The sequence below is a fragment of the Vibrio sp. 811 genome, assembly GCF_033339195.1.
Genome location: NZ_JAWOUB010000001.1, coordinates 445,606 through 471,584, shown reverse-complemented (window position 1 = coordinate 471,584; position 25,979 = coordinate 445,606). Strand labels below are relative to the sequence as shown.

Here is a 25,979-nt window from a genome sequence, read left to right as displayed (position 1 = left end):
ACGCAATTTCGATCAATTGATGACATCTAAAAGAAAGGATGCAAATGCTGGGGAACCACACCCAGCATTCGGACACTCATTTACCTATATTTTCGAACCGTAAATCAGTGTTTAGAGGTATGTGAACCGAACAGTGTCGGTACGCAGCGAATAATAGCGATATTGTCCGATCTAGGCTACGTCCTTGGAATCTAACACCTTCACTTAAACTGTAAATTAATCTGTACACCCAGCCAAATTGAGCCATTGAGCACGTTCTTCCTTCTCTTTAAGCGATAAAAGACTAATTAGTGACGAAAAAAACAACGCATCTTAGGTAAAAGATAAGAGTTGTTAAAATATATCGCTATAAGATTGACCTTTTGCTTTTCAATCGTCCTGCTTATGCCTTACAATCTTTTCGAACCAAATCCATTCATAACGAATGGGGTTGATGAATTAAGATGAACAATTTTGCTTCGAACCCAAAGTTGCGCACATTTCATCAGCGATGACATCGCCAAAAACGACTCTCAAGTGTTCATGTGCAAATGATTAACCACCTTTTGTTGCGTGTTTTCTTAGCCATACAGGGCTCTTGTAACATAGTGCTCTTGTAACCAAATTTTGACTAAGTCGGAGCGTTTTGTTGTGTGCTTTAGATAAAGCACAACTGGCGAGAAATTAACGGATTGAATTTAGAGGTATTAACCGTGAACCTAAAACTTGTCGGCAGCTCCCTGATCGTTGCAGGTACTGCTCTTGGCGCTGGTATGCTTGCTATACCAATGGTGCTTGCTCAATTTGGCCTCCTTTGGGGCACTCTTCTTATGTTGTTCATCTGGGCTGGAACGACTTATGCTGCGCTGCTCCTTCTTGAAGCCAGTTGCAAAGTAGGTGGTGGTGTGAGCATGAATGCAATTGCTCGCGAAACGCTTGGTAAAGGAGGCCAGTTGGTAACCAACAGCTTGCTTTACGCCCTGTTAGTTTGTCTATTAATGGCTTACATCATTGGTGCGGGTGATCTGGTACAAAAAGTAACAGCCTCAATTGGGCTTCCAACATCTACGATCTCAAGCCAAGTCGGTTTTACTCTTTTAGTTGGTATCATTGTTTCGGCAGGTACAGGGGTAGTAGATAAGCTGAATCGCGGTTTGTTCCTAGGCATGATCGTAGCGCTGATCCTGACACTTTTTGCGCTTGCACCAAGCGTCTCGTTTGAAGGACTTGATGAGGTTGTGAGCGACGATAAAATGGCACTTATCAAAACCAGTTCGGTGCTTTTCACCAGTTTCGGTTTTATGGTCGTGATCCCATCGCTTGTAACTTACAACAAAGAAGCGAGTAAAATACAGCTGCGTAATATGATTATCGTGGGCTCAACTATTCCGCTTGTTTGTTACCTATTATGGTTGTTAGCGGTTGTCGGCAACCTACCACCTCATGAGCTTGTTCAATACTCCAACGTAACAGAGTTGATCTCGGTACTAGGTCAGCAATACGAGGGCTTAGAGTTCATCCTATCCATGTTTACTGGTTTGGCACTACTAACGTCGTTCTTAGGTGTTGCAATGGCGCTATACGATCAAAATGCAGACCTACTGAAAGCAAGTAAGCCAGTGATTTTTGTTACTACTTTTGTGCTACCACTATTAGGTGCTGTATTTGCGCCAGAACACTTCCTAGCTATTCTCAGCTACGCGGGGATTATTCTTGTGTTTCTCGCGGTCTTTGTCCCATTATCAATGACCATGAAAGTGCGCCGAGTGCCGGTAAAAGATGACAATATTTATGAAGCTGGTGGCGGCGCAATGGGAATGAGCATGATCTTCCTATTCGGCTGTTTCTTGCTGTTTGCCCAAGCAGTATAAAATCACGCTAGCTTATTTAAAAACTGAGCCGCTCGTAGTCAAACGGGCGGCTTTTTTGTATTCATAGCCGAACCCAGGCCACTCAAAGTCATCAGCATTTGTGATGTTTGACGTTTCTCTGATAATCACGGTTAGCGCTGACTTTTTAGTAAAACTCCTTAGCGAAAGGCTGACATGTACAGTGATTCACCCTTCTATTATATCGATGTTGATATGAATAAGAGGCTCTGTTGTGTCAAAGCAATTATCTTTTGCCATGGTTGGCGTTATGTTGTCTTTAGGTGTGTTGAGTACAGAAGCGGTGGCTGACCCGAAGCATAAGCATCGACATCGGTACGATCACCATCATGCGCATCACCACCATCATAAACACAAGCGCAAGCACAAGCATAAACACAAACATCGTGACGTTATTTATGTGGAGACCCGACGACCAAGGCGCAGTTACTATTACCATGACCGAATTCCTCGGAATAGTACCTACATAAAGATTGGAGATTTCACTTATCTAAAAGTGGACGACCGCTATTATCGTCGTTCTAATGATCGCTATATCCATGTCGAGTTCAATTAAACTTGAAAGGACACATAGTCGGCGTTCTTGTAATGTTGAGCTTAAAAGCACCAACATGGCACACGTAACATCGACCAATACTAGGGTTGAGGGTTAAAAACAAAAACAGCGAGCCGATGCTCGCTGTTTTTGCTTAGATGAGTGTTAGACAGTAAATCTATTTAAGATTTGATCTTGTTTATGTACATCTTCTTGTTGCGCCTGCATCGCGTCGTTGGTTCGATTTGCCGATTCGGCGACTTGAGTCGATAGGTCTTTAATATTCACCGTATTGTTGTTGATCTCTTCAGCGACGAGGCTTTGCTCTTCCGCTGCTGAGGCAATTTGCAAGTTCATATCGGAAATACGCTGAATCGCATCACGAATGCGTTGTAACGCACTATTTGCTAAACCCGCTTTTTCAACGGCCTCTATAGCACTACCTTTGCTTTGATGCATGGCATTTGCCACAGATGAAGCGCCAGATTGTAGTTGCTCAATCATAGTACGAATCTCTGTTGTCGACTCTTGGGTACGTTGTGCCAGTGTACGTACTTCATCTGCAACAACGGCGAAGCCTCGGCCAGATTCTCCCGCACGTGCAGCCTCGATTGCGGCATTCAACGCGAGTAAGTTCGTTTGGTCCGCAATATCGTTGATGACTTTTAGAATCGTTTCGATATTGGCGGTAGCAGATTCCAACACTTGTACTTCTTCGACTGCAAGGTCAATGCTATCGGAAAGCATGTTTATCGTTTGTGTCGATTCACCAACGATAGAAGACCCCTCAACCGTTGCTTGGTCGGCTTCTTTGGCTGCACTTGCCGCACCTTGCGCATTATTAGCAACCTCTGTCGCGGTGACAGACATCTCATGCATCGCGGTAGCAAGTTGTTCTAGCTCTTGCAGCTGAGTGTGAATTGCGCCTGCCGAGTCTTTTGCGCCCTCAGCGGTGATTTGAGTTCCATTTAAAATTTGATCAGAAATACGTTTCGACTCAATGATTTGCTGTTGTAAGTTCTCCATGAACGTATTGAAGTTTGTGGCAAGCTCAGAAAACTCTTGGTCAGTATCTGTTTCGAGGCGTTGTGTAAGGTCGCCTTTCCCTGATGCTACATCTTTAATCGCATTGTTTAGCGTGTCCAAAGGACGCATGAGAGTGCGAATCAACAGAGTTAGGGCGATAATAGATGCAATCACGGCAATGATTGAATAAATAATAGCGTTGTTACGAAGCTCTCCTACGGCAGAATAGGCAACAGCTTCATCGATCACCGAACCTACGTACCAGTTCTCGCCAGGAATGTGAGTCAGGTTAACCATGTAGCGGTTGCCATCAATCTCAACATGTTGTGCTGATTGCGTAAGTTCGATTTGTGGGAGGTAGCTACCGACTTTCTCACCGTTGTATTTACTTTGAGGGTGAGCAATGGTTGTGCCATCAGCGGTGACCAAAAATAAGTAACCAGCATCAAACAGATTCACTTGGTTGACGAGATCAGAAAGGGTAGTTAATTCGAGGTCATAAAACATACCGGCTAAAAACTGGCCATTTTCTTTTACTGGCGTACCAACAGAGATGATAACGTTTTTCGAAGACGCATCGACGTACGGATCGGTTACGACCAAATCGCCTTTGCTCTTAGCTGCAATAAACCAAGGACGCTGACGTGGGTCGTAGTCTGGGCCCGCATCCCAGCCGTCGTCATTTTCAATCACAAAGCCATTACTTTCATAACCAAAACCGATGGCAAGGAAGCTGCTTTTTGGCGTGGGTCTTTCAAGTATGTTTTGAACATAGCTATGTGAACTGGGGTCAAGCTCAATCACTTCAGTAATGGAGCGAGCGAGATCCTTCTTTGCATTCATTTCTGATTGCACAGTGTTACCAACACTGGTCAATATCTCGTTTACACTTGAGTCGATTTGCTCCTGAGTTTGGGAGCGGATGGTCATAACTTGTTGTGTCGACAATAACGACACGGTAATTAGCAGCAAAAATGAAGAGGCTGTGACAACCTTATGTCTGAATTTCATGAGCTTTCCTCTGATTCTCCCGGTTGGTTCCACTTTGCTTTCGCCTCTTTTAAACCGAGCGAATTGGGCATAAAGAGAAACCTATTGTGTTTGGTTATATTTTTATCGACATCTTTGTCAAAAACATGAACTCATTTGTCGTCTTTTTTAACTAAATTTAAACAAAACGGTAGTTTACGTTAAAACTTGTGAGTGTGATCATGTTTGCGAGCTCGATTAATGAAATCGTCATAATGAAAAGAATTGCTTAACAAATAGTGGCATCAACTGGCTTTGCAGGTGAGGTGATGAAAATTTTGTTGGTGCTGGCAGGTGTTTTGTTGAAGTTTTGTCTTTGTAAATTATGAGCTTTTTACTAAAAGCCTAATGTGAACGGAGTTTTGGGTATAAAAAAGGCCCCGACGATGCGGAGCCTTTGTTTATTGACGTCTCGATTTTAGAAAATAAGATGAGCAACGCCAGCAATCACAGGTAACGTGATTAACGTACGTAAAATGAAGATTACGAAGAGCTCTACAATGTTTACTGGAATTTTGCTGCCTAACAGTAGGGCACCTACTTCCGACATGTAGATAAGCTGAGTTACTGACATTGCCGCAATAACAAAACGTGTCATTTCGTTATCGATTGAGGCCGCTAAAATTGCTGGAATAAACATATCCGCAAAGCCAACAACGATTGTCTGTGATGCTGCAACAGCTTCAGGGACTTGCAGTAGCTCTAGGTATGGGATAAACGGTTGACCCAGAATTGCAAATACAGGCGTGTATTCTGCAATCACCAATGCAACGGTACCAAGACCCATCACTACAGGTAGTACGCCAAATACCATGTCGACTGCGTTGTGTACGCCTTCTTTAAATACAGACTGAACCGATGTGACTTGACCAGCTCGCTTAAGAGCTAGATCCATACCCCAAGAGAATGTGGTGTGGCCTTCTGGTACTGCATCTGCGTCTTTATCAGGGTTGCTGCCGTCAATGTAGCGATCTTTCTTCAGACTAAGCGGAGGCAGGCGAGGAATGATAATCGCAGCTACGATTCCAGCTAGACAGATAGCGCCGTAGAAAGGCAAAAATAAGTGCTCTAGTTTTACCTGAGCGATAACAACTAGGCTAAACGTGATCGATACTGCTGAGAAAGTGGTCCCGACAACAGCCGCTTCACGCTGAGTATAGAACTTATTTTCGTATTGCTTGCTGGTTAGCAAGATACCAACACTTCCGTCGCCTAACCAAGATGCCATACAGTCAATTGCACTGCGGCCAGGTAGGTTGAATACCGGACGCATTATTTTACTGAGTAACGCACCAAATAGCTCCAGAAGACCGAAGTTCAAAAGAAGCGGAAGCAGTAAACCCGCGAAAATGAAAACGGCAAACAGAGTAGGTAGGAGACCAGTAAGAACAAGCCCGCCAGTGTTCTCTTCCCAAATTGCTTTTGGACCCACTTGGAAGAACGTCATTAACACGGCAGCGCCGCCGATTAAACGAACAACGAGCCAAAGTGGAGATGGGTTGAAGAGACCGTTTAAAAAACCATTACGTAAAATTGCAGCTGGCTTAAAAATTTTGCAAAGAACAGAAGCAACGGCCATGAAAGCGATGATACTGGTGACGATAGCAATCAAGGTATCGCCTAACACCGCTGGGATGACTTTTGCCATCACGGCAACGGGAATGGTTAGGCCGCCATCGTAAGAGATCGGAGCCATAAAGAGTAGAAGACCAATTAGGGAAGGGATGAAAAACATCCAAAAGTTGCCCTTAGGAGCTTCAGTAGCATTAGTGGTGTTATGCATAGTTGTCTCGTGTTACTACTAGTCAATACTTGCCATTTCCATGACATAAATATTCACTAAACATCCGTATTTAATCACAGTTTTGCGGAGGGTACCCGCAAACTGCATCCATTGCAATACTATTCATTAAATACATCTAGTTATTCAGCCGATTTGTCGGGTAATTGGTCAAATAACGTCTAAGTGTATGCGAATATGTTGCTTGTGTTAGAAAATTGTAGCACGAGAGGCGAATTGCGCAGTGAATTATGGGGCGCATTGTGACTGGAATAATAAAATGGTAAACAAATGTGATTTTGATCTAACTAACTTCTTTGCCAGAAATTCAGTTAGCCTTATCTATTTTAAGGTTTTTAGTGGTGTCAAAATACCGTTCAGCGTTTCTTGTACCGTTGCAGTGTGAACCTATTGAGCCAAATCCGATTGAAGCATGTCGCTTCAATCGGATCGAAATTTTATGCTTTTTGTTGACGGCTAAGTATGTATAGGTAACTCCAGTAAATCAGAGCTGTAGAAAAAGCCAATATTGCTGGGAAAACCAGCGTATATAAACCATATACCGTAAATAGAGCCGCTCCCGCGACGCCGCCAAACAAAAAGCCAAAGAAAATGAATAGGAATAATTTTGCTTTACGTCGGTCAAATTGACGACCTCTCAAGCTCTCTCCAATCATAATCCCTAGATCGGTGATGATTCCGGTCATATGTGTGGTTCTGACTACTGCGCCGCTAAACGTGGTGATCATTGCGTTTTGTAATCCACATGCTGCTGATGCTAGATATTGGCCGTACAAATCCCCTTGCACCAAAAAGCCCAAGCTGAGTAAGAGCAAGCTTCCTTCTATGCACAGTGCAACACCATATCTTCGTCCTAGCTTTAACGCACTGCTTTCAATAAAAAAGCCGCTAAAGGCAGCGCCAATCAAAAAGCTAAATACGATGAAGAGCAGGTGAATGGAGCTATCCACACCTGTTAGCAAGCTGTTCCCTAGCTGAGTTACGGTTCCCGAAAGATGAGTTATCGCTTGGTGTTGAAAGCCGAGAAGACCAACGGCGTTGACGCAGCCCGCGAGAAGAGCTAGTAGAAACGCGCCATATTCCACCCAACGAGGAAGTCTGGAAATCACAATAAACCCCCACCAAATATTAGGAGCCGATTATAACGCTCACACCGAGTTACGAAACCCTTTACAGTAAAACTCGATTGATCATTCTCAAAAAAATCTCACTTATAGGGTGTTTGTCCGAGCCAAAGTAAATATGTGAACGTGGATTGCCCGCTAGCAGATGTGTTCCGTTGTGCATTCGAAACTCACCCACCCGTGTTTCATTTGTTCATAGACTGAAACGGTAGGTTGGTGGAACTCTTTATCGGTAAATAGACCGACGGGAATGATAATGATTTCTGGGTATGCAGCAACGAACAACCTCATTGTCGTGCCGCAGGATGGACAAAAGTCATACTGAACCTCACTGCCATCATCGCCAATTCGGGTATAGCTAGTGACTTCACCGTTTAAAGTGACGTGCTCTTTTTCAAAGCGAGCTTGTACCCCAAAAACACTGCCAGTTCGTTTTTGGCATTCGAAGCAATGGCAGACAGACGTGTGGGTGGGCTCTCCTTTACAACGGATCTCAACTAAACCGCAGGCGCACTCGCATGTATGAATGGTTTTTGTCATCGTGATTACCTATTTGTCCCAATACACCAATAGACCTAGAGCACAGAGCTTGTGTCACTAGCTCGTTATGAGCTCTGGACTTGAAACTATTTGGATATAATCAGTTTAGTTTAATTTTGAAACACTTGAAGAGGTGAAATCATTTGGGTATACAATGGTATACTCGCTTTTCGTTTATACCTTGAAACAAGGAAGCTTTCATGACTCACAAAAAAATCCTGCCGATACCACTTATTCTACTTATTCCAATCGTTTTATTAGTTGTGGTTGTGATCGCGGGTGTTTATCGTTTTAGTTTGTCTGATGACGAGATCATGGCTAAGTTTCCTCAAACAGAAGTAGAAACTAACGTTATTGTGCAAGAGACGCTTGGTATCACTGCACGTAATCCTTGGACGATCCAAGTCCCCGAGCAGGGTGCGGTCACTTTTCTTGATGAGTGGGATAAAGAAAACGGCTATTTGATAGGTGACTATGATGCAGGTGCGACGAAAGGTCAGGTACTTGTCCCAACTGCGTCGATTAGTCAGCGTGAGATTGAAGGTGTTTCATGGGTTGTTGCACCGATGATTGTAACGACACAAGGTAGCGGTTCGTTTAACTATGTTGGCTTGTTCAAGTTTGACCCCGTGCCGAGCCGAGTTGTACTTTTAGACAGTATTTTTGTTGGTGACCGCGTGAAATTTACTCAGCTCGAATGGAAAAGTGATACAACTATCACGCTTTCATATTTAGCGCACGGTGACGATCAAGCAATGGCAGACACGCCAAATCAATTCAATTCATCCACATTACAGCGTGTAGGGAATAACTTACATATGCAACAGTGATGAATTTTTTTTGAGTTCTGTAAAAATTCAGTATTTTCTGCGCTAGATCTCGAAATTTCCTAGTGATTTCTTATTCGGGAATGCATAAGCTATGAGCCTTGTTTGAAAGGAGATAGTAATTCCCGTGTCTACAAATGAAATTACAAGACGGTTGCCGAATCTGACAAGTCGTAGAGCGCTGCTGTTATACTCCTTGCCAGTTTTAGTTGCGATTGGTGTTTCTCACTCTCTCAAAGAGTCATCTTTAACCAAAACCATCGCATTGAACCTACCTGAATCTCAGGTCGTTGAAAAAATTCTTGATGCGACAACTGCCGAAGTTGTCACTCCCCCGAACTTCGAATATCAAATCCAAGCAGGTGACAACCTAAGCACTATTTTTAGTCAGCTCGGTTTCGGTTACAGCTCGTTAATGAAAGTAATGGAAACGGATTTGAACTACTTGGCACTTGATACACTTAAGCCGGGCAATACGCTCCGTTTCTGGCGTGATGATGCGACAGGCGAGTTAGCGAAAATGGAACTGCAATTTTCTATTGCAGATAAAGTGGTCTACAAGCTGAATAGTGATGGTAGCTATGACTTTACTGATATTTCCATTCCTGGCGTGTGGAGCCAAGAGCCTTTAGTTGGCGTTATTCAAGGCAGTTTTTCTTCTTCTGCGAGTCGTTTAGGTTTAACGTCGGCGGAAGTGAGTCAAGTCGTAAGCTTACTCAAAGAACAACTTAACTTTGGACGTGACCTTCGTGCAGGTGATCGATTTGAAGTTGTTCGTCGCTCACAAAGCATCAATGGTGTACCAACAGGTAAGAACGAAATTGAGGCGATTAAGATTTATAATCGCGGCCGCGAGATCACCGCTTACCTTCATACTGATGGTCAATTCTACAATGCCAAAGGTGAAAGCTTACAGCGCGCATTCCAGCGTTACCCTGTAAGTAGCCGTTGGCGTATCAGTTCTGGCTTCAACCCTAATCGTTTACATCCAGTAACGGGGCGTGTTGCGCCGCACAACGGCACTGACTTTGCTGTACCAACCGGTACACCAGTCGTTTCTACTGGTGATGGTACAGTGATCATGACTCGTAAACACCCCTATGCGGGTAACTACGTGGTTGTTGAGCACGGCAGCAAATACAAAACCCGTTACTTACACCTAAGTAAGATTTTGGTGAAGAAAGGGCAAAAGGTTTCTCGAGGCCAGCGTATCGGTCTTTCTGGTAAAACAGGTCGAGTGACTGGGCCACACCTTCACTATGAGTTGATTGAATACGGCCGTCCAGTTAACGCTATGCGAGCAAATATCCCAATGGCGAGTTCTGTTCCTAAGAAAGAGATGGCTACTTTTGTCGCGAACAGAGATGAAATGGATAGACTATTACGCGATAAAGAGAAAGCAGTGCTGTAATAAAGTACTTCGCTTAAAAAACAAAAAGAGACTAAGCATAGCTTGGTCTCTTTTACTTTGTGCATTAACTAGATTTGAATTCTATGACAGCAGTCTGTTCAGTACGTTAGGCACTCCGCACTTCACGTTCATTTATCAGGTGTACGATTTCTTCAACACTGTGTGGACGAGAGTAAAAATAACCTTGGATGTAGTGGCAGCCCATTTCAATTAACTTTTGTAGTGCTCTATCGTCTTCTACGCCTTCGGCAATCAAATCCACATCAAGCAGCTCTGCCAATTGCGCTATCAAAAACACTACTTGTTCAGAGGTTGTATTTGAGAGCATGTTCTGCACAAAGGTAGCATCGATTTTGATGCTATCAATTGGATAATTGTGTATATAGTTCAAGCTTGAGTATCCCGTACCAAAATCATCCAGTGCGACTTTAAAACCCAAGTATCGCAACGAGTTAAGTACCATCTGTTCACGGCCACTTTGTGAGAGTAAGACGGTCTCGGTGAGCTCTATAACAAAGTCTTTTGCTTCGTGCTGATACTTTTCAACCATGTTGGTTAAGTGATTAATATAACGGTTGGAATCAACCAGCTCATACGCTGAGCAATTGATGGAGAGTTTGACTTTATAGCCTAGGTTCGCTTCGAGTTCTTGCTTTGCGATACACGCGAGTTCAATAATCCGTTCACCTAACTCGATAATCAGGCCTGATTGTTCGGCAGCTTCAATGAACTCCGCTGGAGAGATATTTCCATAGATATTGCTATTCCAACGAGTCAAAATTTCAAAGTAATTCCAGCGGTCGCTCGTGATATCGACGATCGGTTGAACCACTACATACAACTCATCGCTGTCTTGTATATCAGTACTTAGCTGGATTCGCATTGCCTCAATAAGCTGCGTCCTACGGTGGTATAACGCACTAAGGTGTGTGTCGTAATGCTGAATCCGTGTATCGCGGTGTTTTTTACAATCTTTGAGAGCGAGACTGGCATTCAAAATCAGCTCATCGCTGTTCAACATATGTACTGGGGCACGCGCAATACCAATACTAACGGTGAAAGAAATCCGGTTAGATTTGTCGCTGTAGCCACTTTCAATTTTGTCGAGTACTTCCTGACACACGGCTACAGGATCTTCGTCGTACGTGATGAAGGCGAATTCATCTCCTGCGACACGGAACGCATTGTTTGGCGACGACAAGCTCTGTTGAATGGCGTTAGCTGTGAACTTAATGATTTGGTCGCCGATATAGTTTCCGTTGATATCATTGATCGATTTGAAATTATCGATATCAAGATACGCCAAACTGAATGGGCGAGTCGCCTGCTGCGTTAATGTCTCCAAGGTATCAGCTAAACAGCTACGGTTGAGCAGTCCAGTTAGGTTATCATGCGATACCTCATAGCTAAGCTGATTAAGAAGCTTATCTGAACGTTCACTGACCCACTTTTCACGTAAGCTATGAATAATGACATTGGCATAAAATCGGTGGAAGTCGAGGATATCTTGCGCTTCTTTCGCGTGGATGCTTCGGGTAAAGGTAGACAGTAAAATTCCCAGAACTTCGCCATTTTGTGTCTTCAATGGCAGGCCAATGTAAGCTTGAATGCCATCTTCTTGAAACATCTTATCTTCAGGAAAACGCTTGTATACCTGGTCTTGATAGAAAATATGTTCGCCAATGTCTTTCGCCACTTTTTCACAGGGGGTGCCTGAAAGGTGGTAGCTTAGGTTGTCTGTAATTTTTCCATTGCTGGCGAAGGAAATGGTATGAGCCGAATGCTGAAGATGCGCAACTTCTACAACGCAAGTGCAATGGCTCTGCAAGTGTTGATGAATATCTAACGTGACTCGGTTTAGCTGAGCCGTGCCGTTTAGCTTCAATATCTCATCAATTTTGTGGAAACTGATTTGTACCTGACCCATCGAGCATTTCACCTAGCGTTGTTATTAACATATCGTGTAAGACACGACGAATTATTATTTGATATGCATCAAATAAACTATCGGTTACTAAGGCAGATTTTTCAAATTTTGTGAACGAACAAATCATTATTTTCATGTTTTTATGCTTGAACCTTTTAAAGGTATAGCGATAAAAACGCTAAGCTAGGCGCGCTTCTCCTCTTCTAATCGTGATTTGAGATAATCGAGGAATAGCTTAGTCCGGGTATGCTGATAATCCAGCTTTGGATAGTAGGCATATACAATGGCTTTATCCGCTGTGATATCGGGCAGGATAGGGACTAACGCGCCGGATTTGAGATCATCTTTGATCATGACGTTGTTCGTCATCAAAATACCCATGCCTCTTTTGGCACCATGAAACAGCGCTTCTGGGTTGGTCGTGGCAAAGTTACCGGACAAGCTGATACGTTTGCCTCGATTTGTTTTGATTTCTCGTGAGGGTTTTTCTCCCCAAATCAGGACATTATGCTCTGTCAGATCCTCAACGCATTGTGGGGTGCCGTATTTTTTTAGGTAACTAGGCGCAGCGTAAAACTGGGCTTTATGTTCGAAAAGCGCAGTGGCTTTGAAACTCAGAGAGTTCAGTTGCTCTAATTCCCGGCTAATAAACAGGTCTAAGCTTAGCTCTGGCAATTGGCCTGGTAGCGTTGTCGTTAATTGAAGCGTGATGTCTGGATATTTCTCAAGAAAATCATCTAGGTAATGCACCAAAAACTTAGAACCAACCGCCAGTGTCGCGCCAATTTTCAATAACCCCGCTGGTGATTGATTGACTGAGCGAGTTTCATCTAATACTGATTGCCATGAATCCAACTGATTTTTTGCTCGTTGATAAAACAGCGCACCAGCTTCGGTTTGGCTAATAGAGCGGGTCGTGCGTTTAAGTAGCTGAACGCCAATTTTATCTTCTAGCCATTGCACTCGTTTACTGATAGCTGAGCTGGTGGTATTGAGTTTCCGCGCTGCGGCATTAAAGCTACCTTCTTCGACCACACGAATATAACTCTTCACGCTTTGAATCCAGTCCATTGTGTCTCCTTGGGAATTAATTCCTTTCCAACTTAGCTGATTATCATCTTTGAGTATCAAATATACACTGTTTACCATCAATCTGTCACAAAGTAGGAGGAACGTTTGCGTAAAACACCATTGTTATTAGCGATGATGATCATCGCCACAGGCCAAGTTGGCGTTAGTATTTATCTTCCTTCTTTGCCATTGATTGGTCATGACTTGAATTTGCCGCAACATTCGATTCAGAATCTCGTCACGCTATTTCTCATTGGCTTCGGTATCTCTCAGCTTTTTTACGGCCCATTGTCTGATGCGATTGGTCGTCGGCCGGTGTTTATTCTGGGGCAAAGTGTATATCTAGTTGGTACGGTTATTTGCATCGCGTTTTCGGACAACATTGTTGCCCTTGAAGCGGGACGGTTACTGCAAGGCCTAGGAGCGGGCAGCGCTTCGGTACTTGGTCGGTCAGTACTGCGTGATAGTTATGACGGTATGCAATTAACCAAAGCGCTATCTTATATTTCAGTCACTGCTTCAGTGATGCCAATTATTGCTCCGCTGTTTGGTGGCTGGATTGCTTTTCACCTGAGTTGGCATGCTGTCTTCGTGTTTGTACTGATTTACTTAATGGCAATTTTTACACTTGGTTTATTGGTGCTGCCAGAAACGCTGCCTTATCCGAAGAGAAAATTTAAAGTAGGCGAAGTAAGCGCGAACTATTTGCGTCTGTTAACGAATACACAAGTGATTGGTAGTGCGAGCTACAACTGGCTTAGTTATTTATCGGCTCTGGTTACGCTCTCCTTGTATCCATTTTTAATGCAACAAGAGTTAGGATTAACGGCGGCAGATTACGGCTCTTTGATGATCATACCATCAGTTGGTTTGCTGACGGGTAGCTTAGTGCTGAACTTGATCAATGCTCGTTACAAAGCTCAGCAAATCTTGCTGATGAGTTTCGCGATTGTTGCTGTTGCAGGCTTCATGTTGTTGGTTACCCCCTTCAGTGTATTTTCATTGCTGACGGCATTCACGTGTTTAAGTTTTGCTCAAGGAATGTCATTCCCGGTATCGATCAGTTTGCTACTTTCACCACATAAGCAACAGGCAGGCGCGGTTTCTGCGCTATCTGGTTCTATTCAAATGTGTTTAGCAGGTTTGTTTGGTGGGTACTTAGTAGACTCATGGGTTACGAATCAGCAGCAGCTTGGGGTGTTTTATTTGTTTATTGCGTTACTTTCTTGCTTTGTTCTTGTACTAAGCCAATTTCGTAAAGTGCCAGAAGGGACGGTTCAAGCAGAAACTTCCATCTGAATATACTTGCAACCAGAAGGTCGGCTTTCTAAAATGCGCAGCTAAATTAAGTCTGGCCTGTTGTGTATACTGAATGACTTGGTTTGAAAGGAAGAGGGCGAACCTTGATACTTCTCTCAAGCTTGGAATACATTTCTGCCCAATGGCTATCCGATCTCTAATCGTTAGGTGAAAGAATGCAACAAAACGAATTTGAAACACTGGTAAAAGAAATTACTCAGCAAGAAAGCATGCCAAAGGCACTTGAAATCTTGAAGGCGTGTGAGGAAGAAGAAGTTGCACAAGCGGCGCAATCCCTAACGGGTCAGTTTGGCCTTGCAGAAGTTGATGGTGAGAAACGTATTTACCATATTACCACTCAAGAAGATGAGTCCGGAGAAGAGCAAGAATACGTAGAGCACGTCATGAATGAAGGCGATCACTTGATCAAGTTTGCTGCGTGGTTCTTTGAAACATTCTTTGAAATCAAACAGAAAGATACGTACGTCGCAGCGGGTAAAACATACCAACAACCTAAGCGATAGACGCTCATTTCAAGAAATCCACGAAAATCAAACTGAAAGTTAATTACAAAATAAATGTGACTTGAGTCTTGTTTTTATCTAATTGTGGTGTAAAATTACAACATAGTTAAGTCAATACATTCAGGAGAAGGTCATGGGTAACGAACTTGGTGGTGCTTATATTGGCCAGATGATTGCAAAAGACGCGATGCACAAAGCGCTTTACGGTAAAGCGAAGAAGAAAAAAGCTTCTGTTTTTGCTCGTGTTATTAAAAAACTGGCGAAATAATTTAAAAAGCCCTGATTGAAAAATCAGGGCTTTTTGCTTTTCTCTGTTTTGTTGTTAGTAAGTAGCCAACATATTGCACAACATTGGCAAAACGCTACTCAAAGACTGATGACATTTAAATCTAGAATTACGCGGATTGGCTTGGTATCTCCACAACATTGTTAGGCACTTTATCTAGCCCCTTTGCTGATAACCACTTTTCTAAATCGTCAGCGCCTCCAATATATTTTCCATCTAACCAGATTTGCGGCACTGTTACCGGTGTTTTTTCGCCAATGATGGCTTTTACTTCAGGAATCATGCGGTATAAGGCGGCGCTGTCTTTAACTACATCATGGTACTCATACTGAACGCCAGCCTCGTCAAGTAATTGTTTGGCTTTGACACAGTAAGGGCAAATTGCTTTACCATAAACAATGTTGCCTTTTAGCTCATCGCGTTTTACCCACTCAGCAATAACAGACTGTACAAGCACACCCCGATTCAATGCTTCTCCTTGGCTGATAACTTTCCCTTCGACAAGAAGAATGGGTGCATGCCAAGCACCAGCTTTTAATGGTTCCCACCAGTGCGATAACCAATCTTTTACTTCAAGTTCAACGGGCACATCGGCTAGTTCGTTTTCAAAAGTATCCTTTAAAATATCTTTGGTTAATGTACATTCACCACAAGGAATATTGACTTTGAATGGGCCCCAACTACCAGCCCAGCGATACAGTGTAATTTTGATTGGTTGACTCATATGGGTTCCTCATTTCCTTTCCTGAAAATATAGAACTTTTAAATTAGATTTTTCTTTCAACTAACTTTGTCTTTTTCGCTTCCCAATGCGTAATAAACGCAATAGATGCAATAATAATCGCAGCACCTAACCATAAACGACCAGGTGGCACCCAACCAAACACCAACCAACCAGCAACAACATTCAAAGGCAGTTTGGCGTGATCAAATGGTTGCACAAATGAGGCGTCTGCTACTGCATATGCTTTAACGATAGCCCATTGAGCGAGTGCTGTAAGTGCACCTGCGGCTAAAAGCACACCCCATATCGTCCACGTATCTGGCATAGTAAACGTCGGTATCGCTAACAAGATATTAAATGGTGTTATCAGCAGCAATAAATAGACAACCATGGTTGATGGCGGATCGTTTACCGACATTTTTTTTACCATTAATGAATACGCTGCCCAGAAAAATGCGGCGCCAACAGGGAGCAGGGTCGCCCATGTAAATGAGTCTGCCCAAGGCTCAAGAATGATCATGGCACCAACAAACCCCGTCAATGTCGCTAACCAGCGTGCAGTACCTACTTTCTCTTTGAGTAACAAGCCAGAACCAACTGTGGCAAATAACGGGGAGGTCATGAGAAGTGCAATACCTTGCCAAATTGGAACTGGGTAAGCGAGAGCCCATAACCAAAGTTGAATCCCGATAACAGAGAGAAAAATGCGGAATGCATGCCAGCCAAAGTGTTGGGTTCTTAAAGAACGTCTAATCCCAAGTGTACGTAGGTAGGGCAGAATAACAAATAAGGCGATTGCATATTGGAATAACGCAAATGTGGTGGAGGAGACACCAAAGTTGATGCTAGCAATTTGGGCGAAGCTGTTCACTATGGCGAATGCCAAGCCAGCTGTTAGCATCCAGGACGCACCTTGAACAGGATGATGATTCAATTGAAAAATTCCAGTTTGATAGAGGTGGCGGGATCATACGTCCTATTGTTTTTCGCGCCAATAAAAAAATGCCTCCCAGAGGGAGGCGACATTACCAATTCAAAGGACGTGCCTGTTATAACAGGTACAAAGAACGAGAAGCACAAACGCTGCCATGCATTTGCATAAATAATATTGCAGAACACGTGCCAACTTTTATATATTTGATTTTAAATGGTTTTTTGGTTTTTCTATGTTGTCGATTAGATGAAATGCACTAACTTAGTGATCAATCGCATTAAAAGAGGGCAGAAGTAGGCGTCGTTACGCTCGTTTTTCATTGCTGAGCGATGCTTGGATAGTGTGAAAACTTATCGAGTTGTGTTGGGTTACATAAAAAATGGCCAGCAAAGGTGCTGGCCAAGTGGACTCGCTCTTAGGACAAGAGTGAATTAGAAATCGTAACGTACGCCTAGGCGCAGTGTATCTTCGCCTTCTGTTACTAGACCTGTTGTTGCATCTTTTGCTTCATCAAGTTGGTTGATGTAGTAAGACAGGTAAGTACGGAAGTTGCTGTTTAGTTTGTAGTAACCAACAAGCTCGATACCTTCAACTGTGTCGTACTTTGAACCGTTGTCTGGATCATTCTCTTGAGCTGTGTATAGAGCTGCAAGTGTCACTTTGCTTGCTACTTTGTAGCTTGCGACTAGCTCGTAAGCCGTAAAGTCTTCAGAGTCAGTCAGGGAACCTTGAGAATAAGTACCTGCTAGGTAAAGGTTGTCCATCGAGTAAGCGATACCACCTAGAATTTGATCTTCAGAGTTATCTTTATCTACATCGCCACCAGAGTATGCAAGACCAAAGTCGAGGCCCATTGGTAGTGAGTACATTCCAGAGATGCCGTATTTATCTTCGTTATCGCTAGAGTTTGCTTGGTAGGTTGCTTGAAGTTGTAGTGCATCAAACGCACCACGGTATGCGAAAACGCTGTCTTGCTTATCAGAAGACGAATCAATAACTTGCTGAACACCAGAGAATTCTGTGATATCCGTCATGTCAGAGATGATGACTGCAGCCATGTCTTGACGACCTACAGAGAAAGCACCGATATCAGAGTCGACGCCTGCATACATGTAGCGGTTTTTGAATTCACTCTTGCCCGTTTTTTGTTCGGCTTCGTAAACACCGAAAGCAGAAAGGCCGTTGCCGATGTTTGTTTTACCTTTTAGGTTAAGACGAGCACGGCTTTTATCTTCCATGGAACCTTCAACTTCAGCACCGTCTGAACCGATGAAGTCACCACGAAACTCAACGCGGCCGCCAACTTTTAATTCAGTACCGTCGTTTTTGTATACAGTTGCTGCGAATGATGGTGCTGATACCAATGCTGTAAGAATTGCAGTAGTTAGTGCTGCCTTTTTCATTTTCTTATTACCCTAGTTGTAATCGATGGGCTTTCTTGCCCGATGTGTTGATGACGCTAAGGTAAAGGCTGAAAATGAAAGATAGATTTCTGTTAAGTTATGATTTGATTGCACTTTTATTGCTGGCGAGAATAAGTGCCCCTTCTCATACCACTTATAAAAAGAAAGGTTTATCTTTTTTGAGGTTTTTTCCTCTCCGTTGAAGACTGTGTTTTTTTCAAAAAGTTCCTGAATTGTTTCTTGACCCTAAATGTAAGTAAACATTTCAATTTGGCAGGGAAGTTTGGCCTAAAAATAGCGAATCATCAGCTATTTGTGAGCTAACTCTCTCTAAAGCATTTCTTATTGTAAGGTTTTTATTTCTCGATTTCTTGAAGGCTAAGTAAACGATTGCTTTTTAGGTTTTGTCTGAGATCTTTTCACTCGGTTGTCAGGAACTAATCAAATAAAGTGTCGGCAGTTGTTACACAAAGGTAAAACTAATCTGGTGGAAACGATGCCTCGGATAGCCTTTGTATTCCTCTCTTTGTTCATCATTTCGTTTTTACGAAAGTGAACCAAAGCCGGGTCTAAAACTGACTAACCAACTAATAAGTAATGGATTTAGAAATGAATAAAAAATTATTAGCAGCGGCAATCGCGGCAGCAACCTTCGGTACTCAAGCAGTTGCAGTGGAACTATATAATAACGATGGCACAACATTTTCGATGGGCGGCCACGTTTCTGTTAATTTAAATGGATCAGAGCAAGGTGACACGGATGTGGGTACTAACTCTCCTCGTATCAATATCTCTGCGACACAGGATTTGGGTAATGGCTTCACCGCAGACGCACGTGGTGAATGGGCGCTAAACTACTTAGACGGTGGTGAAGAGTCGTTTAAAACTCGTCTAGGTTACTTAGGTATAACGCATGAGGTTTATGGTCGTGCAGTAGGTGGTACGCAATGGTCACCTTACTACGATGTCGCAGGTATTGCAGATATGCCAATCGCGTTTGCCAACGACTTCATCTATGACGATCATGGAAACCTTGGCACTGGCCGTGCGGATAAAATGCTTTCTTACCGTAATGCCATCGAGCTGGGTGAAGCGGGTGTGATCAACTTTGGTCTTGGTTGGCAGGGTGCAAACGATGATTACACGCGCAACGATGCTGGAGTTATAACTGGCGGTGCTAAATACGATGACCGTGTGCAAGCTGCGCTTTCTTACTCAATCATGGGCGCTAAAATCGGTTACTCTTACAATGGCGGCGATTTCCAGCACCCTGCATATGCAGGTAAGCACACGGCGGAATCACACGTTGTATCAGCATCTTACGGTGCGTACGGCCAAGGCCTATTCCTTGCTGCGGTTTATGGTTCAAACGAAAACATGAACTTCAGTGCAAAAGGCGACCGTTTAGAAGAAAGTGATGCATACGAAGCGATCATCGCATACGCTCTAGCAAACAGCCTAAACTTGAGTGTTAACTATGAGATGGTGGAAGGTAAAGAGTTTAAGAGCTCTAAAACAGAAACTGCTCGTGAAGAAATGGCACTACAAGCAGAATACAACTTCACGCCTAAATTTGTTGGTTACGCGGGTTACCAGTTTGACCTAAATGACGACAATGGTCGTGAAACTGATGACAAATGGGCGTTAGGTGCTCGTTACTACCTATAATAGGATTTAGCGAGAACTATTATTCAGCTCATTGATCTAAAGCCAGCCTCGTGCTGGCTTTTTTGTCTATTTGTTTTACAAATACTTTGCTGTTTCAATTAGATGATACAAAACTCAAAACGGGGTGAATGTCTTATTTTTTACACTAGAGGTTGCTATTTAGTGTCGTTAAGTCAATAGGTTAGATTATGATGGGATTTTTGTTTTGCAGGGAAGAATGATGAGTGTTATTCAAGTTGAAGAAAAGAAAGTAGAAGTGGGTAAAGTGCTTTGTGTTGGACGAAATTACGTTGAACATATTCATGAGCTTAATAATGCAATGCCTGAGCAAATGGTGGTATTTAATAAACCCGCAACTTCCGTATCAACAACTCTGCGTTCATTCCATCAAGAGCCCCTTCATTATGAGGCTGAAATCTGCTTTTTGATCAAGGATGGACGTTATTCAGCGGTTGGTTTGGGATTGGATCTGACCAAGCGTGGTTTGCAATCCTCGCTTAAAAATCAGGGGTTGCCGTGGGAGCGTGCTAAGGCATTTGATGGCTCTGCTGTGTTTAGTCGGTTTGTCTCTTTGGATAACATTGATATCAACGATCTTAACCTTGAGCTCTTAATTAACTGTGTTCGTGTACAAAAAGGTCACGTTAACCAAATGCTCTACCCGCCGCTAACTATCCTGGATGAATTAACCAGTTACACAACACTTCAAGATGGCGATGTAGTGATGACTGGTACACCAAAGGGCGTTGGTGAGGTACATGAAGGTGACATCTTCCTTGGTCGATTAAAGTGTGGCGATGTCACCTTGTTGGAGATTGAGTGGTTGGCGGATTAAAGCCAAATTCGTAGAACGAGAAATACCACCATACTGATAACCGTCGTTAAAAGAACATTTTTAGTAAAATACGCGATTAAAGCAGCCAGTACGGCAGCCAGTAAAAATGGGTTTTGCACATTGACGCTGAGCTCCCCATCGGGAATGAAAACGATAGGTGCCCAGATCGCAGTCAGTACTGCTGGGCTAGCGTAATTGAGTACTTTTTGAGTGCGCGTCCCTAATCGCAATGGTAGCTTGGGTTCTAAAAACAAGTAGCGGCTTGTGAAAACAAGTACCGTCATCAGTAAAATAGCCAACATGATCATTAGCGTTTCTCCTTTACTTGTTCCACAAAGTAACCAGTAAGCATGGCTAAAATGCTTGAAATCATCAAACTTCCCTCAATTTGATAATAGGTTAGGGCAACCGAGCTCACCAAAGCCACAAGAACACTCGCGAGCACCGCTGCATTTTTAATAGTCGGAACTACAATTGCGATAAAAGTTGCGGCCACAGCAAATTCCAAACCCATTTCGTTCAGTTCAGGGATTAGACTTCCCGCAATAATGCCCGTCAATGTCGCGACATTCCAAAACAGGTAAAAACTCAGACCAGCCCCAAGTGCATACCAGCGATTAAATTGTTTATCGGAATGGTGGCCTACAATCGCAAACAGCTCGTCAGTAAGTAAGAAGCCGAGTGATAATCGCCATTTTAGAGGGAGCGGTGAAATTTTACTGCGCATCGATACACTGTAGAGGAAGTGTCGAGAGGTGATAAAAAACGTTGTCAGTAACATGGTCACTAGACCTGCTCCCGTTTTAATCATTCCCATCGCGACGAGCTGTGCAGAACCTGCGAACAAAATGGCGGATAGTGCTTGTCCTTCCAAAGGGTGAAGCCCAGTATCAATTGCGAATGAGCCTGCGAGTAAGCCCCAAGGGAGCACTGCGATACTCAGAGGCATCATCGCAAGTGTACCTTGCCAAAATAGCGTGGCTTTTGATTCTTTTTTTAACGGCAAAGTGTGGTCCATAGTTTCTTCTTATTTATTCCTAAATCAGATTACCAAGATAGCTCGGTAGTCGCATAACGCCTTGTACAATATTGCTGCTTTAGCTGTGACGGACGTATTGGCCGGGAGTGACGCCCATGGCTTTTTTAAAGTGTCGATGCAGATGGCTTTGATCATGGAAGCCGCATTCTTGTGCCACGTCTGAAATTTTTTGTCCCATTTTTAGTAGCTTCTTCGCCATACGTAAACGTTGCTGAATTTGATAGGCATGAGGCGGAAAGCCAAATTGCTTTTGAAACTCTCTCAACAGATGAAAAGGGCTTAATCCAGACAGTTTCGCGAGTTCTTCTAGTGAGACGTCCGTTTGTGGAAAGTCTTCCAAAAATTCTCTGACTAGCTGCACTTGTCGCTGAGCTCTGGTTGACTCTTTCAGTGGTGCCCGATGAGTGCTGTGTTTACTGGCTAGCTTGATCAACGTGCCGTAAACCAAAGTTTCTCTCAATAAACGGTTGTCTGATTTTTCTAGTGTTTCAAATACCAGTCGTAACTGACTAGCCAGCTCAGGATCGTAAACCACAGGTTGAGGGAAATAGGGCAGAGCTACATTTGGTGAGCCAAGCTCTTGTCCTAAAGTTTGAAACTGCTGAGGTACGGGGTACATTGCTTTGTATTCCCAGCCGCCTTCCGAGGCTGAATGCCCGTTGTGTACTTCATCTGCATTAACAAGGATGATGCTGTCCTGTGGCGCGATATGATTCCCGCCCGTCCTAAAAAATTGTTGTGCCCCTTTTTCGATGACACCAATAGTGTAACCTTCGTGGCTATGGCGTGAAAAATTCTGCTTCTCATACTTTGCATCGAGAAGTTCTAAACCGCCGAGCTCTTGAGCTATCTTGAAGGTAGCGATTTCCTTATTCTTTTCTTTCATCTTTATCCGGTCTGCTCAAGAAAATCATTTTAGAAGTGTAACGGATCCATCGTGCTTATTTTTGTACAAAATTGCTATTCGATTTTGATAAACAGGCGAATTGATTGCTATTTTTCGGCTGGGCAAACTATGATTTTTATTTTTTGATTTATCTTGGCTATTTTGGGCTGGATGATGTCATTTTGTTGGTATAACATTCGCCGCCTTGTTGTAGAAAAGCGGTTCCATCATGATTGATTTATCTGTACTTCCTGTTTATCTCACCGCAGTAGTGGCTTTGTTGCTGTTACCAGGGCCCGATATGTTGCTGATAGCGAGCTCTAGTATGAGTTACGGTAAGAAGGTCGGTCTTTTTGCTAGCTTAGGCAATGCGACGTCTGGTGTTATTCTTACTTTGCTTGCTGCAATGGGCGTATCTACCCTGATTGCCATGAGCCCAATAGCCCTTAAAGTCCTTCATCTATTAGGTGGCGCTTACTTGCTAAAAATGGGTTGGGACTGCTTACGAGCTGAGGCCTCTTCGGCTCCAGAGCTTGATGGTCAAAACAAAATGGCATCAACTTATTATCAGCGTGCTTTGATGAGTAATTTGCTTAACCCTAAAGCCTTGGTCTTTTTTGTAATGTTTTTGCCGCAGTTTGTCTCAAGCAATATCACGGCATCTTCCGGTGAGCAGATGCTAGCGCTAGGGTTATTGTTGAACGTTCTTGGCTTGTCATTCAATTTATTACTTGTTGGGTTAGCAGGCACATTGGGCAAAGGGCTGCTCGAGAACGAAAAATTCCGCACGTATCAACATAAACTAATGGGGTTAGTGTTTGTTATTCTGGCGTTGTGGATGCTGAGTAGTTTCGCCTTGTAAAGTTATCATATTCCATCAGAAAGCCAGCAATTGCTGGCTTTTTGTTTTAGGATATTGGTGTTTCCTAAGGAGAGGATATATGAAGCTTGAATTTTGTTTAAATCCAGATCAAACAGACCTTGATTTTGTTCGTGAAGGTATTCGATCTTATAACCGACTGCATTTACCTGAAGGGGAAGTGCATGCTGTAGGCTGTTTCGCAAAAGATGAGAATGGCAAGATCATGGGTGGCTTGACTGGCGAAATGTTTAAAAATACGGTGTTTGTTGAGTTTTTGTGGGTAGACGCTGAAAGTCGAACCTCTGGTCTCGGTAGTCAATTAATGTCGATGCTAGAACAAAAAGTAAAGCCTCATGGGGTTACCCATGTTTATTTGGATACCTACAGCTTTCAAGCTCTTGAGTTCTATCTCAAATTGGGTTTTGAGAAAGTGGGGCAGTATTCAGGCTATCCTGCAGAGGGCATCCACAAGTACTTTCTACAAAAGGAAATTGTAGGCTAGGGAAAGCACGGGTTAGCTTGACTTGTTCTAGTCAAAATCAAAAAAAGAGGCGCGAATTTGCGCCTCTTGTTGTATCAAATATCTATGTTTCCCTTTGACTTACAAACTTTGCTGGTGCGCGTCGATAAGTTCGTTCATCTTCGCTTCTGCTGCTTGCTGTGCTTGTTCATAGCTCATATCCGCAGGGAAGAGGTTGATGACTTCGTAGTAACATTTTAGTTTTGGCTCAGTACCAGAAGGACGAACAATCACGCGTGATTGATCTTCTAGGTGATAAATCAATACGTCACTTGCTGGTAAGTCAATGGATTCTTCAGAGCCGTCGTCAAACATGCGAACCGATGTTTTAAGATCTTCGGTTACTGCAACTTTTTTACCAGCAATCTCTGTTGGTGGATTTGCTCGGAGTTTGTCGCCGATTGGTGGAGAGTTCGGGTCGAGAGCGATGCTGCGTTGTGCGTTTAAGTAGAAACCGTGCTCGCGGTACAGCTCTTCCAGTTTATCCCACAGTGTTTTGCCTTGCGCTTTAAGCTTGCCTGTTAGCTGTGAAAACGCGACGATTGCAGATAAACCATCTTTATCCCACACCTTGTTACCCACGGTATAACCGAGCGCTTCCTCATAAGCAAACAAGAATGGGTTGGTTTCTGTCTCTTGTTCCATGGCAACGTTAGTAAGCCATTTAAAGCCAGTTAATGTTTGATAGTATTGTGCGCCATGCGCCTTAGCGATGCTGCTCAGCATTCTTGAGGATACGATGGTGTTGCCAACCAAAGCGTTAGGTTGCTGTTCCAGCAAGTAATCGCCAAACAGTGAGCCCACCTGATCACCTGTTAGCATTTGATACTCGCCATCTGGGCGTTTAACTGCCACGGCAAAACGGTCCGCATCTGGATCGTTCGCGCAAGCGATATCGGCATCTACGGACTTACCTAATGCCATCACCATATCCATTGCACCGGCTTCTTCAGGGTTTGGGAAGTTGACGGTTGGGAAGCTTCCATCAGGTTCGCGCTGTTCCTTAACACTTGCCACTTTTTGGAAGCCTGCGTCGGCAAGTAGCGTTTCCGCCATATTCGCGCCAACGCCATGCATTGCGGTGTAAGCAATAGATATATCGGTATTGTTGTCAGGAGTAAGCAGCGCGTTTTCATTCATTGTCTTACGGTAAGTTTGGTAGTAGTCGTCTTCCAACCAAACTAACAAACCGTGCTGTTTTGCATCATCGAGAGACATTAAAGGTAATGGCTTCGTTGTTGCGTCATCAATTTTCGCTGCGATTCCAGAGTCGTGCGGAGGAATAATCTGTGCGCCATTTTCCCAATATACTTTAAAGCCATTGTATTCTGGTGGATTGTGGCTGGCAGTAACAACAACAGCGGCCGCAGCATTCAATGTACGGACACCAAACGCAACAATTGGGGTTGCTGCAACGTCATACGTTAGGTAAACCTTGATACCAAGGGCCGTCAGTACGGAGGCGGTATCATGCGCGAATTGTTTTGAATCGGGACGACCGTCGTAGCCAATAACGACACCACGACTCGCGGCATCTTTGACTTGCTCAAGCAAATAGTTCCCTAAACCAGTGGCGGTCTCTTGAATCACCAAGCGGTTCATTCGGTTTGGACCTGCGCCCACTTTGCCACGTAAGCCTGCAGTACCAAAGGCAAGGCGTGAGCCAAAGCGATCAGTAAGTTCTTGTTCATTGTTCGTATCGACGAGGTGTTGTAGCTCTTCACGAGTCTTAGGATCAGGGTCTCGTTCTAGCCATTGCGTAATTAGTGCTGTCATATCAGTCATTCCTTAGTAGGGGGAGCCTACTTTCTTGGACACTTCGTTTGGTAAGTATCTCAAT

Annotated in this window: 24 protein-coding genes; 11 read left to right on the top strand and 13 right to left on the bottom strand. The window is 43.5% G+C overall.

The window, feature by feature from the left end:
* Window positions 1–692 precede the first annotated feature (692 nt).
* Together R7Q46_RS02010 and R7Q46_RS02005 are read left to right on the top strand one after the other, a co-directional pair.
* Window positions 693–1,850: an amino acid permease gene (locus R7Q46_RS02010; RefSeq protein WP_318077254.1), complete on the top strand. Its 1,158-nt coding sequence runs from the start codon at window positions 693–695 to the stop codon at window positions 1,848–1,850.
* Between the two features lie 232 nt (window positions 1,851–2,082).
* Complete coding sequence (locus R7Q46_RS02005; protein WP_213871208.1) at window positions 2,083–2,424, top strand: hypothetical protein; 342 nt, start codon at window positions 2,083–2,085, stop codon at window positions 2,422–2,424.
* Between the two features lie 144 nt (window positions 2,425–2,568).
* Here R7Q46_RS02005 and R7Q46_RS02000 read toward each other — a convergent pair whose 3' ends face one another.
* The 4 genes from R7Q46_RS02000 to R7Q46_RS01985 all read right to left on the bottom strand — a co-directional run bounded on the left by R7Q46_RS02000 (window position 2,569) and on the right by R7Q46_RS01985 (window position 7,923).
* A complete protein-coding gene (locus R7Q46_RS02000; RefSeq protein WP_017821611.1) occupies window positions 2,569–4,440 on the bottom strand; it encodes a methyl-accepting chemotaxis protein in 1,872 nt (623 codons plus the stop codon).
* Window positions 4,441–4,876: 436 nt separating this feature from the next.
* Window positions 4,877–6,241: a YjiH family protein gene (locus tag R7Q46_RS01995; protein ID WP_017635848.1), complete on the bottom strand. Its 1,365-nt coding sequence runs from the start codon at window positions 6,239–6,241 to the stop codon at window positions 4,877–4,879.
* A 455-nt stretch (window positions 6,242–6,696) separates the two neighbouring features.
* Window positions 6,697–7,368, bottom strand: coding sequence for a YoaK family protein (locus R7Q46_RS01990; RefSeq protein ID WP_005375484.1), 672 nt, complete (start codon window positions 7,366–7,368; stop codon window positions 6,697–6,699).
* A gap of 153 nt (window positions 7,369–7,521) precedes the next feature.
* The gene (locus R7Q46_RS01985) at window positions 7,522–7,923 is read right to left on the bottom strand and encodes a GFA family protein (RefSeq protein WP_258491424.1); all 402 of its coding nucleotides are present in this window, start codon (window positions 7,921–7,923) and stop codon (window positions 7,522–7,524) included.
* A 200-nt stretch (window positions 7,924–8,123) separates the two neighbouring features.
* On the opposite strand from R7Q46_RS01985, the gene R7Q46_RS01980 reads away from it, so the two are divergent.
* Window positions 8,124–8,753, top strand: a complete 630-nt coding sequence (locus R7Q46_RS01980) for a hypothetical protein (protein ID WP_017635850.1) — start codon at window positions 8,124–8,126, stop codon at window positions 8,751–8,753.
* A gap of 124 nt (window positions 8,754–8,877) precedes the next feature.
* Entirely contained in the window at window positions 8,878–10,161 is a 1,284-nt protein-coding gene (locus R7Q46_RS01975) for a peptidoglycan DD-metalloendopeptidase family protein (protein WP_025768471.1), read from the top strand.
* Between the two features lie 106 nt (window positions 10,162–10,267).
* On the opposite strand, the gene R7Q46_RS01970 is transcribed toward R7Q46_RS01975, so the two are convergent.
* Both R7Q46_RS01970 and R7Q46_RS01965 read right to left on the bottom strand, forming a co-directional pair.
* The gene (locus tag R7Q46_RS01970; protein WP_042521508.1) at window positions 10,268–12,088 is read right to left on the bottom strand and encodes a putative bifunctional diguanylate cyclase/phosphodiesterase; all 1,821 of its coding nucleotides are present in this window, start codon (window positions 12,086–12,088) and stop codon (window positions 10,268–10,270) included.
* Between the two features lie 183 nt (window positions 12,089–12,271).
* Complete coding sequence (locus tag R7Q46_RS01965) at window positions 12,272–13,159, bottom strand: LysR family transcriptional regulator (protein ID WP_137283110.1); 888 nt, start codon at window positions 13,157–13,159, stop codon at window positions 12,272–12,274.
* A 105-nt stretch (window positions 13,160–13,264) separates the two neighbouring features.
* On the opposite strand from R7Q46_RS01965, the gene R7Q46_RS01960 reads away from it, so the two are divergent.
* From R7Q46_RS01960 to R7Q46_RS01950, 3 genes are all read left to right on the top strand, one after another.
* Window positions 13,265–14,458, top strand: a complete 1,194-nt coding sequence (locus R7Q46_RS01960; protein WP_206952745.1) for a multidrug effflux MFS transporter — start codon at window positions 13,265–13,267, stop codon at window positions 14,456–14,458.
* 176 nt (window positions 14,459–14,634) lie between these two features.
* A complete protein-coding gene (locus tag R7Q46_RS01955) occupies window positions 14,635–14,982 on the top strand; it encodes a hypothetical protein (protein ID WP_005375501.1) in 348 nt (115 codons plus the stop codon).
* Between the two features lie 133 nt (window positions 14,983–15,115).
* Window positions 15,116–15,250: a hypothetical protein gene (locus tag R7Q46_RS01950; RefSeq protein WP_017635854.1), complete on the top strand. Its 135-nt coding sequence runs from the start codon at window positions 15,116–15,118 to the stop codon at window positions 15,248–15,250.
* Window positions 15,251–15,377: 127 nt separating this feature from the next.
* Here R7Q46_RS01950 and R7Q46_RS01945 read toward each other — a convergent pair whose 3' ends face one another.
* From R7Q46_RS01945 to R7Q46_RS01935, 3 genes are all read right to left on the bottom strand, one after another.
* Window positions 15,378–15,992 (bottom strand): glutaredoxin, encoded by a 615-nt coding sequence (locus tag R7Q46_RS01945; protein ID WP_318077253.1) that lies wholly within the window; start codon window positions 15,990–15,992, stop codon window positions 15,378–15,380.
* A gap of 43 nt (window positions 15,993–16,035) precedes the next feature.
* Window positions 16,036–16,893 (bottom strand): DMT family transporter, encoded by an 858-nt coding sequence (locus tag R7Q46_RS01940; protein ID WP_005375542.1) that lies wholly within the window; start codon window positions 16,891–16,893, stop codon window positions 16,036–16,038.
* A gap of 464 nt (window positions 16,894–17,357) precedes the next feature.
* Complete coding sequence (locus R7Q46_RS01935; RefSeq protein ID WP_213867820.1) at window positions 17,358–18,329, bottom strand: porin; 972 nt, start codon at window positions 18,327–18,329, stop codon at window positions 17,358–17,360.
* Window positions 18,330–18,938: 609 nt separating this feature from the next.
* Here R7Q46_RS01935 and R7Q46_RS01930 point away from each other — a divergent pair.
* Both R7Q46_RS01930 and R7Q46_RS01925 read left to right on the top strand, forming a co-directional pair.
* Window positions 18,939–19,997 carry a porin gene (locus R7Q46_RS01930; RefSeq protein ID WP_042521502.1) on the top strand — a complete coding sequence of 353 codons (1,059 nt, stop codon included), beginning with the start codon at window positions 18,939–18,941 and terminating at the stop codon, window positions 19,995–19,997.
* 220 nt (window positions 19,998–20,217) lie between these two features.
* The gene (locus R7Q46_RS01925; protein ID WP_017635857.1) at window positions 20,218–20,832 is read left to right on the top strand and encodes a fumarylacetoacetate hydrolase family protein; all 615 of its coding nucleotides are present in this window, start codon (window positions 20,218–20,220) and stop codon (window positions 20,830–20,832) included.
* Here R7Q46_RS01925 and R7Q46_RS01920 read toward each other — a convergent pair.
* From R7Q46_RS01920 to R7Q46_RS01910, 3 genes are all read right to left on the bottom strand, one after another.
* Window positions 20,829–21,140 carry an AzlD domain-containing protein gene (locus R7Q46_RS01920; protein ID WP_005385193.1) on the bottom strand — a complete coding sequence of 104 codons (312 nt, stop codon included), beginning with the start codon at window positions 21,138–21,140 and terminating at the stop codon, window positions 20,829–20,831. The two genes, R7Q46_RS01925 and R7Q46_RS01920, sit on opposite strands and share 4 nt — an antisense overlap.
* Complete coding sequence (locus R7Q46_RS01915; RefSeq protein WP_025768466.1) at window positions 21,140–21,850, bottom strand: AzlC family ABC transporter permease; 711 nt, start codon at window positions 21,848–21,850, stop codon at window positions 21,140–21,142. The genes R7Q46_RS01920 and R7Q46_RS01915 overlap by 1 nt, the downstream gene beginning before the upstream one ends.
* 79 nt (window positions 21,851–21,929) lie before the next feature.
* Window positions 21,930–22,757 (bottom strand): AraC family transcriptional regulator, encoded by an 828-nt coding sequence (locus R7Q46_RS01910; protein ID WP_005385198.1) that lies wholly within the window; start codon window positions 22,755–22,757, stop codon window positions 21,930–21,932.
* Between the two features lie 229 nt (window positions 22,758–22,986).
* Between R7Q46_RS01910 and R7Q46_RS01905 the strand changes: the two genes are divergently transcribed.
* Complete coding sequence (locus R7Q46_RS01905; RefSeq protein WP_005375522.1) at window positions 22,987–23,619, top strand: LysE family translocator; 633 nt, start codon at window positions 22,987–22,989, stop codon at window positions 23,617–23,619.
* Window positions 23,620–23,698: 79 nt separating this feature from the next.
* Window positions 23,699–24,121: a GNAT family N-acetyltransferase gene (locus tag R7Q46_RS01900; RefSeq protein ID WP_005375519.1), complete on the top strand. Its 423-nt coding sequence runs from the start codon at window positions 23,699–23,701 to the stop codon at window positions 24,119–24,121.
* 99 nt (window positions 24,122–24,220) lie between these two features.
* Here R7Q46_RS01900 and R7Q46_RS01895 read toward each other — a convergent pair whose 3' ends face one another.
* A complete protein-coding gene (locus R7Q46_RS01895; RefSeq protein WP_213871206.1) occupies window positions 24,221–25,915 on the bottom strand; it encodes a phospho-sugar mutase in 1,695 nt (564 codons plus the stop codon).
* Window positions 25,916–25,979: the final 64 nt, after the last annotated feature.

What these genes read in the sequence shown, in the direction of transcription:
- R7Q46_RS02000 (WP_017821611.1), bottom strand. Translation starts at nt 4,440, where the DNA reads ATGAAATTCAGACATAAGGTTGTCACAGCCTCTTCATTTTTGCTGCTA.
- R7Q46_RS01995 (WP_017635848.1), bottom strand. Translation starts at nt 6,241, where the DNA reads ATGCATAACACCACTAATGCTACTGAAGCTCCTAAGGGCAACTTTTGG.
- R7Q46_RS01985 (WP_258491424.1), bottom strand. Translation starts at nt 7,923, where the DNA reads ATGACAAAAACCATTCATACATGCGAGTGCGCCTGCGGTTTAGTTGAG.
- R7Q46_RS01980 (WP_017635850.1), top strand. Translation starts at nt 8,124, where the DNA reads ATGACTCACAAAAAAATCCTGCCGATACCACTTATTCTACTTATTCCA.
- R7Q46_RS01970 (WP_042521508.1), bottom strand. Translation starts at nt 12,088, where the DNA reads ATGGGTCAGGTACAAATCAGTTTCCACAAAATTGATGAGATATTGAAG.
- R7Q46_RS01965 (WP_137283110.1), bottom strand. Translation starts at nt 13,159, where the DNA reads ATGGACTGGATTCAAAGCGTGAAGAGTTATATTCGTGTGGTCGAAGAA.
- R7Q46_RS01955 (WP_005375501.1), top strand. Translation starts at nt 14,635, where the DNA reads ATGCAACAAAACGAATTTGAAACACTGGTAAAAGAAATTACTCAGCAA.
- R7Q46_RS01950 (WP_017635854.1), top strand. Translation starts at nt 15,116, where the DNA reads ATGGGTAACGAACTTGGTGGTGCTTATATTGGCCAGATGATTGCAAAA.
- R7Q46_RS01945 (WP_318077253.1), bottom strand. Translation starts at nt 15,992, where the DNA reads ATGAGTCAACCAATCAAAATTACACTGTATCGCTGGGCTGGTAGTTGG.
- R7Q46_RS01940 (WP_005375542.1), bottom strand. Translation starts at nt 16,893, where the DNA reads ATGCTAACAGCTGGCTTGGCATTCGCCATAGTGAACAGCTTCGCCCAA.
- R7Q46_RS01935 (WP_213867820.1), bottom strand. Translation starts at nt 18,329, where the DNA reads ATGAAAAAGGCAGCACTAACTACTGCAATTCTTACAGCATTGGTATCA.
- R7Q46_RS01930 (WP_042521502.1), top strand. Translation starts at nt 18,939, where the DNA reads ATGAATAAAAAATTATTAGCAGCGGCAATCGCGGCAGCAACCTTCGGT.
- R7Q46_RS01925 (WP_017635857.1), top strand. Translation starts at nt 20,218, where the DNA reads ATGAGTGTTATTCAAGTTGAAGAAAAGAAAGTAGAAGTGGGTAAAGTG.
- R7Q46_RS01920 (WP_005385193.1), bottom strand. Translation starts at nt 21,140, where the DNA reads ATGATCATGTTGGCTATTTTACTGATGACGGTACTTGTTTTCACAAGC.
- R7Q46_RS01915 (WP_025768466.1), bottom strand. Translation starts at nt 21,850, where the DNA reads ATGGACCACACTTTGCCGTTAAAAAAAGAATCAAAAGCCACGCTATTT.
- R7Q46_RS01910 (WP_005385198.1), bottom strand. Translation starts at nt 22,757, where the DNA reads ATGAAAGAAAAGAATAAGGAAATCGCTACCTTCAAGATAGCTCAAGAG.
- R7Q46_RS01905 (WP_005375522.1), top strand. Translation starts at nt 22,987, where the DNA reads ATGATTGATTTATCTGTACTTCCTGTTTATCTCACCGCAGTAGTGGCT.
- R7Q46_RS01900 (WP_005375519.1), top strand. Translation starts at nt 23,699, where the DNA reads ATGAAGCTTGAATTTTGTTTAAATCCAGATCAAACAGACCTTGATTTT.
- R7Q46_RS01895 (WP_213871206.1), bottom strand. Translation starts at nt 25,915, where the DNA reads ATGACAGCACTAATTACGCAATGGCTAGAACGAGACCCTGATCCTAAG.